Here is a 13,644-nt window from a genome sequence, read left to right as displayed (position 1 = left end):
TGGATGGCCTGCTGACACATAGGAGCCGCTTTATAACAAGGGCTCGAAAAATGTGTCAAGAAAGCCCCCCGGCTAATGCGTGCTGATTCGCTCCTTGGAATCAGGCTCGCGCTTTTCATCCTTTGCAACCATCTCGGGAGCCGCATCGGGCAAGGGCTCCGGCGCGTATTGCAGCGCAATTTGCAGGACCTCGTCAATCCATTTAACGGGTTTAATATTCAGATCCTGCTTGATGTTTTCAGGGATTTCTTTCAAATCACGGACGTTTTCTTCGGGAATGATCACAGTTTTGATACCGCCCCGATGAGCCGCCAGCAATTTCTCTTTCAAACCACCGATTGCGAGCACTTGGCCACGCAAGGTGATTTCCCCGGTCATGGCGACATCAGCGCGCACAGGGATTTGCGTCATGGCCGACACGAGGGCTGTGCACATGCCGATGCCCGCGCTGGGCCCATCCTTCGGCGTAGCCCCTTCGGGCATGTGGATATGGATGTCGCGCTTCTCGTGGAAATCGGCCGGAATGCCGAGGCTCTTGGCGCGACTGCGCACCACGGTGAGTGCAGCCGTGATGGATTCCACCATCACATCACCGAGCGAGCCGGTCTTGGTCAGTTGCCCCTTGCCCGGCACGACAGCGGCCTCGATGGTCAGTAGCTCACCACCGACCTGGGTCCATGCCAGGCCTGTTACCTGACCAATCTGGTCCTGCAGTTCAGCCAGCCCGTAACGGAACTTGCGCACGCCCAGGAAGTGCTCCAGCGAGTCAGCCGTCACGACCACACTGAAACGCTTCTCGCGGGCGTGTTCCTTGACGGCCTTGCGGCACACCTTGGCGATCTGGCGCTCCAGGCTGCGCACGCCGGCTTCCCGGGTGTAGTAGCGGATGATATCGCGGATCGCTGCTTCTTCGAACGCCAGCTCCCCTTTCTTCAGACCATTGGCCTGGGTCTGCTTCGGAGCCAGGTACTTGGTCGCGATATTGACCTTCTCGTCCTCGGTGTAACCAGGCAGACGAATAACCTCCATACGATCCAGCAGGGGTGCCGGAATGTTCATGGAGTTCGCGGTGCAGAGGAACATCACATCCGAGAGGTCGTAGTCGACCTCAAGGTAATGGTCGTTGAAATTGTGGTTCTGCTCCGGGTCAAGGACCTCAAGCAGCGCAGAAGCCGGGTCGCCGCGCATGTCGCTGCCCATCTTGTCGATCTCGTCGAGCAGGAAGAGCGGGTTGCGAACCCCGACCTTGGTCATCTTCTGAATGAGACGACCCGGCATGGAACCGATGTAGGTACGGCGGTGACCACGGATTTCGGCCTCGTCACGCACGCCACCCAAGGCCATGCGGATGAACTTGCGGTTGGTGGCACGGGCGATGGACTCGGCCAGCGAGGTCTTGCCCACGCCGGGCGGCCCGACCAGGCAAAGGACAGGGCCTTTCACCTTCTTGACGCGCTTTTGCACAGCGAGGTACTCGAGGATCCGCTCCTTGACCTCTTCGAGACCGTAGTGATCGGCATCCAGGATGTCTTCTGCCTTCGCCAGGTCCAGACGGACCTTGCTCTCGGCCTTCCACGGCACGTTCACCAGCCAGTCGATGTAGGAGCGGACGACCGTAGCTTCCGCCGACATGGGCGACATCTGCTTGAGCTTGTTCAGCTCGGCATTGGCCTTGGTGAGGGCTTCCTTGGTGAGCCCCGCATTGTCGATGCGCTTCTTCAGCTCCTCGATCTCGTTGTGGCCCTCATCGATGTCACCGAGCTCTTTCTGAATGGCCTTCATCTGCTCATTCAGGTAGTACTCGCGCTGGCTGCGCTCCATCTGCTTCTTGACGCGCCCACGGATACGCTTCTCGACCTGCAACAGGTCAATCTCGGCATCCAGGAGAGCCAGTACGTGCTCGACGCGCTCGGACAGATCGGTGATCTCGAGGATCTCCTGCTTCTGCTCGATCTTGAGCGCCATGTGCGCCGCCATGGTATCCACCAAGCGACCCGGCTCATCGATGCTGTTCAGCGAGGAGAGCACCTCGGCAGGCACCTTCTTGCCCAGTTGAACGTACTGTTCGAACTGGCTGAGCAGGCTGCGAACGAGCACTTCGGACTCACGCTCACCCGCGTCAGCCTCATCGATCAGGGCAACCTCGGCCCGGCAATGACCTTCCACTTCGAAGAAGCGCTCGATGGCGCCACGCTGCTCGCCCTCGACCAACACCTTCACGGTGCCGTCAGGCAGCTTGAGCAATTGGAGGACGGTTGCGACCGTACCGACACGGTACAGGGCGTCTTCGCCCGGATCGTCGTCCGCCGGGTTCCTCTGCGCCAACAGAAGAATTTGCTTGTCCCCGGTCATCGCGGCCTCCAGGGCCTCGATGGATTTCTCACGCCCCACGAACAGCGGGATGACCATGTGCGGATAGACCACGACATCACGCAATGGCAGGAGAGGCAATTCTACGGTTGTCTTCATGATTTCAGCTCTACAGCGGCCATGGGCCGTTAACAGATAGGGGGACCCTGAGGGCCTAAGATGGGGGCACGTCTGGGAAAAAACAAGCGCTGTAGTGGGAAAGACAAAGGGGCCCGAGGGCCCCTTTGGTGATCACGCGTCGGGCGCAGCTTTCGCCGGCTGTTCGCTGTTCTCGTAGATCAGCAGCGGCTTGGAGGCTCCTTCGATGACACTTTCATCGATGACCACCTTGCTGACCTCGTTCTGCGAGGGGATTTCGTACATCGTGTCGAGCAGCACGCCTTCGAGGATCGAGCGCAGTCCCCGGGCACCGGTTTTGCGCTCGAGCGCACGGCGAGCAACAGCCTTGAGTGCGTCCGGACGGAACTCCAGATCCACCCCTTCCATTTCGAAGAGCTTGCCGTACTGCTTGGTCAGGGCGTTCTTCGGCTCGGTGAGGATCTGGATCAATGCAGCCTCATCGAGTTCGTCCAGGGTGGCGATCACCGGCAGACGACCTACGAACTCGGGGATCAGGCCGAATTTGACCAGGTCCTCCGGCTCCGCATCGCGCAGGGTTTCACCCACCTTCTTGCCCAGATCAACACTGCGGACCTCGGCATTGAAGCCAATGCCGCCACGAGCAGAGCGGTTCTGGATGACCTTCTCCAGCCCGGCGAACGCACCGCCGCAAATGAAGAGAATGTTACGTGTATCCACCTGCAGGAATTCCTGCTGGGGATGCTTGCGACCACCTTGCGGCGGCACGGACGCAACGGTGCCCTCGATCAGCTTCAGCAACGCTTGCTGGACGCCCTCCCCCGACACATCACGGGTGATGGAGGGGTTATCGGACTTACGGGAAATCTTGTCGATCTCATCGATGTAGACAATGCCCATCTGGGCCTTTTCCACGTCGTAATCGCACTTCTGCAGCAGCTTCTGAATGATGTTCTCGACATCCTCCCCCACATAACCCGCCTCGGTGAGCGTGGTTGCGTCGGCGATGGTGAAGGGAACATTCAGCAGGCGAGCGAGCGTTTCGGCCAGCAGCGTCTTGCCGGAACCCGTAGGGCCGATCAGGAGGATGTTGCTCTTGCCGAGCTCGATGTCATCCTTCTTGTCGCGCTGATTGAGACGCTTGTAGTGGTTATAGACGGCGACCGCGAGGACCTTCTTCGCGCGCTCCTGACCAATCACATACTGATCCAGGATGGTGCGGATTTCCTTGGGCGCCGGCAGCTTGTGCGCATTGCTCTCGGCCTGGGCTTCCTGCACCTCCTCACGGATGATGTCGTTGCACAGGTCGACGCACTCGTCGCAGATAAAGACGGAAGGGCCAGCAATCAACTTGCGCACTTCGTGCTGGCTTTTGCCGCAGAAGGAGCAATAAAGCAGTTTGCCGTTGTCCTCGCCATTGCGGGTGTCAGTCATTCGATCAATCCAGTCGGGATAGGCATGAAACACAAGATGAAGGCAAATGCGGGCATTTTCAAGCCCGCGGAGTGGCCGGCGGGAGCCGGCCACGGTGCTGCGGATGGTGTTAGCTGGCGATCTGACGCTTGCTGAGGACCTGATCGATCAGTCCGTATTTGACAGCCTCATCGCCACTCATGAAGTTGTCGCGATCAGTATCACGAGCGATCACATCGATCGGCTGTCCGGTGTGATCGGCCAGGATCTTGTTCAGGCGCTCACGAATCGTGAGGATCTCACGCGCGTGAATCTCGATGTCCGAAGCCTGCCCCTGGAAACCACCCAGAGGCTGGTGGATCATCATGCGCGAGTGCGGCAGGCAGTAACGCTTGCCAGCTGCACCACCCGCCAGGAGCAACGCCCCCATGCTGCAGGCCTGGCCGATGCAGATGGTGGATACGTCAGGCTTGATGAACTGCATGGTGTCGTAGATCGACATCCCGGCAGTCACCGAACCACCCGGAGAATTGATGTAGAGGTGAATGTCCTTGTCGGGGTTCTCGGCTTCGAGGAACAGCAGTTGGGCAACCACCAGGTTAGCCATATAGTCCTCGACCTGACCCACCAGGAAGATCACCCGCTCCTTCAGCAGGCGGGAATAGATGTCGTAGGCGCGCTCGCCACGGGCAGACTGCTCCACCACCATCGGCACGAGGCCGCCAGCAGCCTGGATATCAGGGACTTGTTGCTGCATATAAGAATTGCGGGACATGTCCAGCGATCGCTCCCTAACTAATGTCATGTCTCAAAGACGCATAAGCCAGCTCGGAGGCTGGCTTATGGTGTGCTCGAACGAGGCGAAACGATCAGGCGGCTTGCGGAGCTTCTACCGGCTTGACTGCATCTTCGTAGGAGACCGCTTTGTCAGTCACGTTGGCCTTCTGCAGGACAGTATCTACAACTTGTTCTTCCAGCACAACAGAACGGACTTCGTTCAGCTGCTGGTCGTTCTTGTAGTACCAGGCCACGACCTGCTCAGGCTCCTGGTAAGCGGAGGCCATTTCCTCGATCAGTTCGCGAACGCGGGCATCGTCCGGCTTCAGCTCGAACTGCTTGACCACTTCAGCCACGATCAGACCCAGAACCACGCGGCGCTTGGCTTGCTCTTCGAACAGCTCGGCCGGCAGTTGATCAGGGTTGATGTTGCCGCCGAACTGCTGAACAGCCTGAACGCGCAGACGGTTCACCTCGTTGCCGATCAGCGCCTTCGGCACTTCGATCGGGTTGGCAGCCAGCAGGCCGTCCATTACCTGATTCTTGACCTTGGACTTGATGGCCTGACGCAGCTCACGCTCCATGTTCTTGCGAACTTCGGCGCGGAAGCCTTCCAGACCGCCTTCCTTGATGCCGAACAGCGCGAAGAACTCGTCGTTCAGCTCCGGCAGGATGGGGGCGGAGACGCTGTTCACGGTCACGGTGAACTCGGCAGTCTTACCGGCCAGATCCAGGTTCTGGTAGTCCTCGGGGAAAGTCGGGTTGATGACGCGCTCTTCGCCCGCCTTGACACCAACCAGGGCATCTTCGAAGCCTGGGATCATGCGACCGGAGCCCAGCACCAGGCTGGTGCCCTTGGCAGAACCGCCCGCGAAGGCTTCGCCGTCGATCTTGCCGACGAAATCGATGTTCAGCTGATCGCCATTCTCGGCAGCACGATCCACAGCTTCGAAGCGGGTGTTCTGCTTGCGCAGGATCTCCAGCATGTTGTCCACGTCAGCGTCGCCGACTTCAGCCTGCAGGCGCTCGACCGCAATGGACTCGAGACCAGCGACCTGGAACTCCGGGAACACTTCGAAGGTGGCGATGAACTCGAGGTCCTTGCCCTTCTCGAACACTTTCGGCTCGACGGAAGGCTGGCCAGCCGGGTTCAGCTTCTGCTCAACCACAGCCTCATAGAAGGAAGACTGGATCAGATCGCCCAGGACTTCCTGGCGAGCAGCGTCTTCGTAACGCTGACGGATGACGCTCATGGGCACCTTGCCCGGACGGAAGCCAGCGACCTTGGCGCGGCGAGCAGTCTGCTGAAGACGCTTGTTGACTTCAGTCTCGATCCGCTCGGCCGGCACACCAACGGTCATACGGCGCTCGAGAGCGGAGGTGCTTTCAACAGAAACTTGCATGGATATTCCTCGTTGCAGACATTTGCCGGCCGGACCGGCCCCATAATCAAGGGTCGGCATTCTATTAGAGGAAAATGCAGAAGTCACCCCGCCAACCCATCGCTCTTCGCGCCCCTGCCTACAAGAGCCGACACCAATGGATTCGCACCTTATATAAGGAAGGACCGCCCTACCCGGCCAACATCCCTGCCCGATGCCTACGGCCGGGCGGGCAGCGCTCCGGCAGTACAGCACGCCCAAGGCCGGACGGCACTGCGGCCGGATGCCGCAAATGCAGCCCCCGGAACGACGAAAGGCAGCCCGAAGGCTGCCTTTTCATTCCCTACCTGGCTCTTGCAAGCAAACCCAGGTTCAAGGGTCATCGAATAATGGTGCGGACGGAGAGACTCGAACTCTCACACCTTGCGGCGCCAGAACCTAAATCTGGTGTGTCTACCAATTTCACCACGTCCGCTTTCGACGCTGGAAACAAAAACGCCAGGCACTTGGCCTGGCGTCTTTGCAGAATATGGGGTGGACGATGGGAATCGAACCCACGACACCAGGAGCCACAATCCTGTGCTCTACCAACTGAGCTACGCCCACCATATTTCACTTTGCTTGTGCCAAGACTGCCAAATGGCACGCCCGGCAGGACTCGAACCTGCGACCATCCGCTTAGAAGGCGGATGCTCTATCCAGCTGAGCTACGGGCGCTCGATCATCTACCGGAGCAGACTCTTCGAAGCTTTCGGCTTCAGCAGAAGCCTTGAGACTTCTACGTTTGCCGTCTTACCCAGCTAGTGGCTGTGCTCGACAAGCGGGGCGCATGTTATAGCTGCCCCCACTACCCGTCAACAAAAAAATGAAAAAAATTTAGAAAGATAAAGGGGTTACGGGAAAATGCCCGGCAGCCGCCTTTGCCCCGCAGGCACGCCATGCGAGAATACGCGCCCTTTTTCGCTCCTTCCTAATGGTTAATCACGCGTCATGACCGCACAACTGATCGACGGCAAAACGATCGCCGCCCGCCTCCGCCAGCAGATAGCCCAGCGAGTAGCTGAACGCCGCCAGCAAGGACTGCGCATTCCCGGCCTGGCCGTGATCCTGGTGGGCAGCGATCCCGCCTCGCAAGTCTATGTCGCGCACAAGCGCAAGGACTGCGAGGAAGTCGGTTTCATTTCCCAGGCCCATGACCTGCCCGCCAGCACCCGCCAGGACGAACTGCTCGCCCTGATCGACCGCCTGAACCAGGACCCGGCCATCGACGGCATCCTGGTCCAGCTGCCCCTGCCCGCGCACCTCGACGCCTCCCTGCTGCTGGAGCGCATCAGCCCGGACAAGGACGTGGACGGCTTCCACCCCTACAACATCGGCCGCCTCGCCCAGCGCATCCCGCTGCTGCGCCCCTGCACTCCGAAGGGCATCATGACCCTCCTGGAAAGCACCGGCGCAGACCTCTATGGCATGGACGCGGTGGTCGTCGGCGCCTCCAACATCGTCGGCCGCCCCATGGCCCTCGAACTGCTGCTCGCCGGTTGCACCGTCACCGTCACCCACCGCTTCACCAAGGACCTCGCCGGCCACGTTGGCCGTGCCGACCTGGTGGTGGTCGCCGCCGGCAAGCCCGGCCTGGTGAAAGGTGAATGGATCAAGGAAGGCGCCATCGTCATCGACGTCGGCATCAACCGCCAGGAAGACGGCAAGCTGGTCGGCGACGTCGAGTACAAGCCCGCCCTGCAGCGCGCCAGCTGGATCACCCCGGTCCCCGGCGGCGTAGGCCCCATGACCCGAGCCTGCCTGCTGGAGAACACCCTGCACGCCGCCGAGCACCTGCACGACTGACGCGAGCGCAAGGCACCGAACGGCACCCCAATGGTGCCGTTCTTCGTTTGGCCATGCAGAAAGCTGACGAACGTCATTCCCCAACCCCCTCCCAGCCTGCTAAAACGGAACCCGTACCGCTCCACCGCACCACCGAGGCCATCCACGCCATGCCCGGCCGCCCCGACGCCCCGCCAGCCCCCTACCCGCCCCAGCTTGAACAGCCGGTCCACCTCACCGCCGGCGAACTCCAGGCCTCCCTCGACGCCACCATGGCCCAGCACAAGGGCGGCCCTGTCTGGCTGTTCGCCTACGGCTCGCTCATCTGGCGTCCGGAATGCCCTGCCGTCGAACGCAGCCGCGCCCGCATCCACGGCTACCACCGCGGCCTCTACCTGTGGTCGCAGATCCACCGGGGCACCCCCGACGCCCCCGGCCTCGTACTCGGACTCGACCGTGGCGGTTCCTGCTCCGGCTTCGCCTACCGCCTGCCCGACGAACACCTCAAGCGCCACCTGCTCGCACTCTGGCAGCGGGAGATGCCCGACGCCGCCTACCAGCCGCGCTGGCTGGACTGCCGCCTCGAAGACGGCCGGCGCGTCCAGGCCCTCGGCTTCGTCCTGCGGCGCAACTTCGCCTGCTACGCCGGCGCCCTGCCGGATCACGTCCTCACCCACGTCTTCGCCCGTGCCTGTGGCCATTACGGCACCACGCGCGACTACGTCGAGCAGACCGTCAACAGCCTGCGCGCCCACGCCATGCCCGACCGCCGCCTGGAGTCCGCCCTCCTGCGCTGCAGCAAGCAACCTCACCTCGATCTCGACTGACTATCGCTATACACAAAAATATATAGCGATTGGCAAAGCGCTCGGATAACCTGCGCCAGCCGGACGCCAACGCCGGCAAGAGACGCCCAGGCGAATGCCCGATGCGTCCCGTCACGCCCATCGCTATATAAAAAAATACACAGCGAGCAACCATGAACCTTCTCACCACACGCATCCCCCTCCTGGCCCTGGGTGCCCTTGGCGCTGTCCTCCCTCCGCAGCCGGCCAACGCCGCCAGCCAGGTCTTCAGCCTGGGCGAACTGCTGATCAGCGCCCCCTCCAGCCAGGCCAGCGACTTCGGCGACCAAGTCGCCTCCTCGGTCGACGCCCGCGACATGCAGCGCTTCGAGCGCCACACCGTCACCGACGCCCTCAACCTGCTGAGCGGCATCAGCACCAGCACCAACGCCCGCAACGAAGGCACCATCAGCCTGCGTGGCTTCGACGCCCGCCAGGTGCCGATCTTCGTCGACGGCATCCCCGTGTACGTCCCCTACGACGGCTACGTCGACCTCGACCGCTTCACCACCAGCGACCTCGCCGCCATCCAGGTCGCCAAGGGCATGAGCTCCACCCTCTACGGCCCGAACACCCTTGGCGGCGCCATCAACCTCATCACCCGCCGCCCCGACAGCGCCTTCGAAGGCGACGTCAGCCTCGGTGCCGGCACCGGCGGCCTGCAGCGCAAGAGCATCAACCTCGGCACCAACCAGGGCAGCTGGTACCTCCAGGCCTCCGCCTCCCAGCACGAAGCCGACTACTACCGGCTCTCCGACGACTTCCGCAGCACCGTCCGGGAGAACGGCCACCACCGCGAGAACAGCGATTACGACGACCGCAAGCAGTCCCTGAAGATCGGCCTCACCCCCAACGAAACCGACGAATACGCACTCGGCTACGTCCGCCAGGACGGCCAGAAAGGCCAGCCCCCCAGCACCGACCCCAGCGCCACCCAGCGTTACTGGCGCTGGCCCTACTGGGACAAGGAGAGCTACTACTTCATCGGCAACCACGCCCTCAGCGACTACGAGACCCTGCGCCTGCGCGCCTACGCCGACCACTACACCAACGGCCTCGACGGCTACACCAACGCCACCTACAGCCGCCTCGCCACCAGCGGCAACAACCCCCAGTCACTCTCCAGCACCGGCAGCAGCAACTACGACGACCACGTCATGGGCGGCTCCCTGCAACTGCAGACCGACCGCCTCGACGCCCACCAGATCAAACTGCAATACGCCTACAAGCAGGACCGCCACGAAGAGGACGACGGCCAGCGCACCACCAAGCGCCTGGAAGACCGGCTCACCTCCGTCGCCGTCGAGGACTACATCCGCCTCGAAGAACGCTGGCACCTGGCCCTCGGCGCCAGCCGCGACACCCTCACCCCGGTGGACGCCGACACCTACGCCCGGCCCGACACCCAGCACGCCAACAACTGGCAGACCGCCCTGTACTTCGACCCCACGCCGGACCACCGCCTCTACGCCAGCATCGCCCGCAAGAGCCGCCTGCCCACCCTCAAGGACCGCTACTCCCTGCGCTTCGGCACCTTCATCGAAAACCCCGGCCTCGCCCCCGAGCACGCCACCCACTACGAGCTCGGCTACCAGGGCCAGCCCTGGGCCGGCGCGCACCTGGAGGCCGCCGTCTTCCGCAGCGACATCGACGACCTCATCCAGCGCGTCCGCAACGTCCAGCCCGGCCGCGACCAGATGCAGAACATCAACGAAGCCCGCCACCGCGGCGCCGAACTGAGCCTCAAGCAGCGAGTCGGTGAAGGCCTGGAGACCGGCTTCGCCTACACCTACCTCGAACGGCGCAACCTCAGCTCCCGCACCCGCCTCACCGACACCCCGCGCAACAAGCTCAACACCTGGGTCGACTACGCCCCCATCGAGCGCCTGCACCTCATCGCCTTCATCGAGCACGCCGACCAGCGCTGGTCCTCCGACACCGCCCAGGTCTCGCCCTTCACCCGCATCGACCTCAAGGCCAGCCTCGACCTCACCCACGGCGTCAGCGTCGAAGCGGGCGTCAACAACCTCAGCAACGAGGACTACGAACTGTCCGACGGCTACCCCGAGCCCGGCCGGCAGTACTTCACCAACCTGCGCTACGAGTTCTGACCATGACCCACCGACCGCTCCTGCCCCTCGCCCTCGGCCTGCTGCTCAACCCAGCCCTGCACGCTGCCGCGTTCGTCCCGGACGACCCGTCCACCTACGTCACCGACACCCTGCAGGTCACCGGCGAGGTGCAGCACGCCCTCACCCTCGACGTCGACGCCCTGCGCACGCTCCCCGCCCACGACTACGTCGACGTCGCCAAGGCCTGTGGCGGTGATGTCGCCAACGCCGAATACAAAGGCTACCGAGGCGCCCTGCTGCGCGACGTGGTGCAACGGGCCGCCCTCGCCGGCGATGACCCCAAGGCCTGGAAACGCGCCTACCTCGTCGCCCACGCCAGCGACGCCTACATCGCCCTGTTCAGCTGGAACGAGCTGCTCAACACCTCAGTCGGCGACGGTGTCCTGGTGGTGTACGCCCAGCACGGCCAGCCCCTGCCGCCCGAGGTCGGCCACATCGCCCTGGTCTCCGGCTGCGACCGCCACCCCGGCCCGCGCCACGTCAAATGGCTCAAGGCCATCGAACTGAAGACTGTCCCGCTCTGATCCCCGAAGGGCGCCTCTAAAAACGTGGGCGAGGCCGTCAGCGCAAGGCAAAAACAGGCGAAAAAGCGCAGTTTACGTGCGGTAAATGAGCATTTTGAGCCTGTTTTTAACGTCGCGATGACAACGTAGGTAGTTTTTAGAGGCGCCCAGAAGGGCTCGATGGAGGCCCACACCACAGCCACGCCTCCATCCCTTTTCAGGCCGTCCTCGTGACGGCCTCTTTTTGCCTCCCCCGTCAGCGCACCTCCACCGGCTCCGCCCGCGCACGCTTGCGCACATCCAGCACGTACTCCCGCTCGGCCAGCGACGCCCCGAGAAACGCCTTGAGCGTCGGCCCGCGCCGCAGCAAGCGCGGCCCCAGGAAGAACTCCGCCACCTCGTGGAACCACACCCGCCGGCCGATGCGCGTGTACCAGCGCATCGCGTGGCGCACCTCGGCATCCCGGTGGAACAGCACCCGCCACAGCGCCTTGGGCCGCGCCTGCATCCCCAGCTCGATCAGCTTGAACCAGAGGAACACCCGCCACGCCGGCACCTGCCGCACCGCCAGCACCTGATGCTTGTAGTCCCAGCGGCGGGTGTCGGTCTGGATCACCTCCCGCGTTTCGGCCAGCGTGTAGAACGGCGTCCAGCGGTGCGGCGTGACGTACAGCAGCTGGATCTGGTCCGGGTCGTAGCGCAACAGATGGCGGAACGAGCGCCAGTAGTCGCCATCCCGCTCCTCCTGGAACCCCACCACATAGGTGGCCATCGACACGATGCCGTGCTGGCGCAACAGGCGGATCGCCTGCTGGTCCTCCCTGGGCGTCGCCCCCTTGCGGATGGCCTTCAGGGTCGCCTCGTCGTAGCTCTCGATCCCCAGCAGAAAGCGGATCACCCCCGCCTGGCGATACAGGTGGAGGATGTCCGCATCGCGCACGATGTCCCCGGCACGGGTGGATCCCACCAGCAGCAACGGCACCTCCTCGGCGATCAGCGCTTCAAGAAAGGCCCGCCAGGCCTTGCGTGAGCCGGTGGGCAGCTCGTCGGCGAAGTTCACCAGCTCCACCCCCTTCTCCCGGTGCAGCCAGGCCAGCTCGCGGGCCAGCCGCACCGGATCGCGATGGCGCCAGCGCGTCCAGAAGCCCCGCTGCCCGCAGTAATTGCACAGGTGTGGACACCCCCGGGAGAACTGCACCACCACCGCCCGCTTGCCACCCCAGTAGCTGTAGTCCGCGTGGTCGATCAACTCCCAGCCCACCCGGTAGTCGTCCAGGTTGCGCAGCATCGGCGCATCCGCCGTGGCCTGCGGCACCCCGGCCACCCGCAGGGCGATGCCCGGCACCGCCTCCAGAGGCAGCCCAGCCGCCAGGGCCTGCATCAGCGACAGCGCCGTCTGCTCGCCCTCGCCGCGCACGATCAGGTCGATCGCCTCCACCTCCCGGAGGATCTCATCCCAGTGATAGGTCGGGTGCACCCCGCCATAGACGATGCGCAGCCCCGGCAGCAGCGCCTTCAGCGCTTGGCAGATTTCCACCACCGTCACATGGGCCGAACTGGAACCGGAGTGCCCCAGCATCACCACCGCCGGCGCCAGGTCCACCACCCGTGCCACGATGGCCGGTAGCGACAGCCCCTCCCGGTCGGCATCCAGCAGGCGCACGGCAAAGCCCGCATCCAGCAACGGGCCGCCCACGCTGAGCAGGCCGAGGGGCGGCAGGTGCTCGCGGGGCATGCGGCTGCCGATGGCGGTATGGGGCGGGTTGAGCAGCAGTACATCCATGGGAACACCCAGCGTCGGAAGAAGATGCGGGTGTTATCGCGCGCGCCTGTGAACGGCGCAGGGAGAGGGTGTGGGCATTGCGTGGCGATTGTGTGGCAGGCCGGACGCAGGGCACGTCCGGCCCGGTGGATCAGGCGAAGACGAAGTACTTGCGCACCGTCTCCACCACCTCCCAGGTGCCCTTCAGGCCGGGCTCGATGACGAACACATCACCGGCCCGCAGGTGCACCGGCGCCTCGCCTTCCGGCGTGATGATGCAGTAGCCATCGAGGAAGTGGCAGTACTCCCACTTCTCGTAGTTCACCTCGAACTTGCCGGGGGTGCAGATCCAGGTGCCCATGATCTTGCTGCCATCGGCCGAGGTGTAGGCGTTCAGGTTCACGGTGTGCGGGTCGCCGCCGATGCGCTTCCACTTGGTGGCGTCGAGCACGGGCGTCGGGCAGGTTTCACGCAGGACAGTGATGAAATCGGACATGAGCACTCCAGGCAGTGGGGAATCGAACGCCCACCCTAGAGCCCCCGCTCCCTGCCGGCTTG

General features: G+C 63.3%; 10 protein-coding genes and 3 tRNA genes. 4 read left to right on the top strand and 9 right to left on the bottom strand.

The window, feature by feature from the left end; translation table 11 throughout:
- Positions 1-72: 72 nt before the first annotated feature.
- From lon to FBY21_RS00575, 7 genes are all read right to left on the bottom strand, one after another.
- Positions 73-2,469, bottom strand: coding sequence for an endopeptidase La (lon, locus tag FBY21_RS00605; protein ID WP_142007931.1), 2,397 nt, complete (start codon positions 2,467-2,469; stop codon positions 73-75).
- 132 nt (positions 2,470-2,601) lie between these two features.
- On the bottom strand, positions 2,602-3,882 hold the full coding sequence (clpX, locus tag FBY21_RS00600) for an ATP-dependent Clp protease ATP-binding subunit ClpX (RefSeq protein ID WP_044408338.1): 1,281 nt from the start codon (positions 3,880-3,882) through the stop codon (positions 2,602-2,604).
- A 109-nt stretch (positions 3,883-3,991) separates the two neighbouring features.
- Positions 3,992-4,636 (bottom strand): ATP-dependent Clp endopeptidase proteolytic subunit ClpP, encoded by a 645-nt coding sequence (gene clpP, locus FBY21_RS00595; RefSeq protein ID WP_069560302.1) that lies wholly within the window; start codon positions 4,634-4,636, stop codon positions 3,992-3,994.
- 94 nt (positions 4,637-4,730) lie between these two features.
- Positions 4,731-6,041 (bottom strand): trigger factor, encoded by a 1,311-nt coding sequence (gene tig / locus FBY21_RS00590; RefSeq protein ID WP_107330599.1) that lies wholly within the window; start codon positions 6,039-6,041, stop codon positions 4,731-4,733.
- Between the two features lie 369 nt (positions 6,042-6,410).
- Positions 6,411-6,495, bottom strand: a tRNA-Leu gene (locus FBY21_RS00585).
- Between the two features lie 55 nt (positions 6,496-6,550).
- Positions 6,551-6,626, bottom strand: a tRNA-His gene (locus FBY21_RS00580).
- Positions 6,627-6,660: 34 nt separating this feature from the next.
- Positions 6,661-6,737, bottom strand: a tRNA-Arg gene (locus tag FBY21_RS00575).
- Between the two features lie 273 nt (positions 6,738-7,010).
- On the opposite strand from FBY21_RS00575, the gene folD reads away from it, so the two are divergent.
- The 4 genes from folD (at position 7,011) to FBY21_RS00555 (ending at position 11,345) form a co-directional block, all read left to right on the top strand.
- Positions 7,011-7,865, top strand: coding sequence for a bifunctional methylenetetrahydrofolate dehydrogenase/methenyltetrahydrofolate cyclohydrolase FolD (folD, locus tag FBY21_RS00570; RefSeq protein WP_142007930.1), 855 nt, complete (start codon positions 7,011-7,013; stop codon positions 7,863-7,865).
- Between the two features lie 149 nt (positions 7,866-8,014).
- Positions 8,015-8,671 (top strand): gamma-glutamylcyclotransferase, encoded by a 657-nt coding sequence (locus FBY21_RS00565; RefSeq protein ID WP_142007929.1) that lies wholly within the window; start codon positions 8,015-8,017, stop codon positions 8,669-8,671.
- A 152-nt stretch (positions 8,672-8,823) separates the two neighbouring features.
- Complete coding sequence (locus tag FBY21_RS00560; protein WP_142007928.1) at positions 8,824-10,800, top strand: TonB-dependent receptor plug domain-containing protein; 1,977 nt, start codon at positions 8,824-8,826, stop codon at positions 10,798-10,800.
- 2 nt (positions 10,801-10,802) lie between these two features.
- Complete coding sequence (locus FBY21_RS00555) at positions 10,803-11,345, top strand: molybdopterin-dependent oxidoreductase (protein WP_142007927.1); 543 nt, start codon at positions 10,803-10,805, stop codon at positions 11,343-11,345.
- Positions 11,346-11,580: 235 nt separating this feature from the next.
- Here the strand turns inward: FBY21_RS00555 and bchE are convergent, their stop codons facing one another.
- Complete coding sequence (bchE, locus tag FBY21_RS00550; protein ID WP_142007926.1) at positions 11,581-13,107, bottom strand: magnesium-protoporphyrin IX monomethyl ester anaerobic oxidative cyclase; 1,527 nt, start codon at positions 13,105-13,107, stop codon at positions 11,581-11,583.
- Between the two features lie 130 nt (positions 13,108-13,237).
- Entirely contained in the window at positions 13,238-13,582 is a 345-nt protein-coding gene (locus FBY21_RS00545) for a cupin domain-containing protein (RefSeq protein WP_044408357.1), read from the bottom strand.
- Positions 13,583-13,644: the final 62 nt, after the last annotated feature.

The sequence above is a fragment of the Pseudomonas sp. SLBN-26 genome, from assembly GCF_006715895.1.
In the GTDB taxonomy this organism is placed as follows: Bacteria; Pseudomonadota; Gammaproteobacteria; order Pseudomonadales; family Pseudomonadaceae; genus Metapseudomonas; species Metapseudomonas otitidis.
Note: the sequence above shows the minus strand (reverse complement) of the source record. Positions and strands in the feature narration are given on the sequence as shown.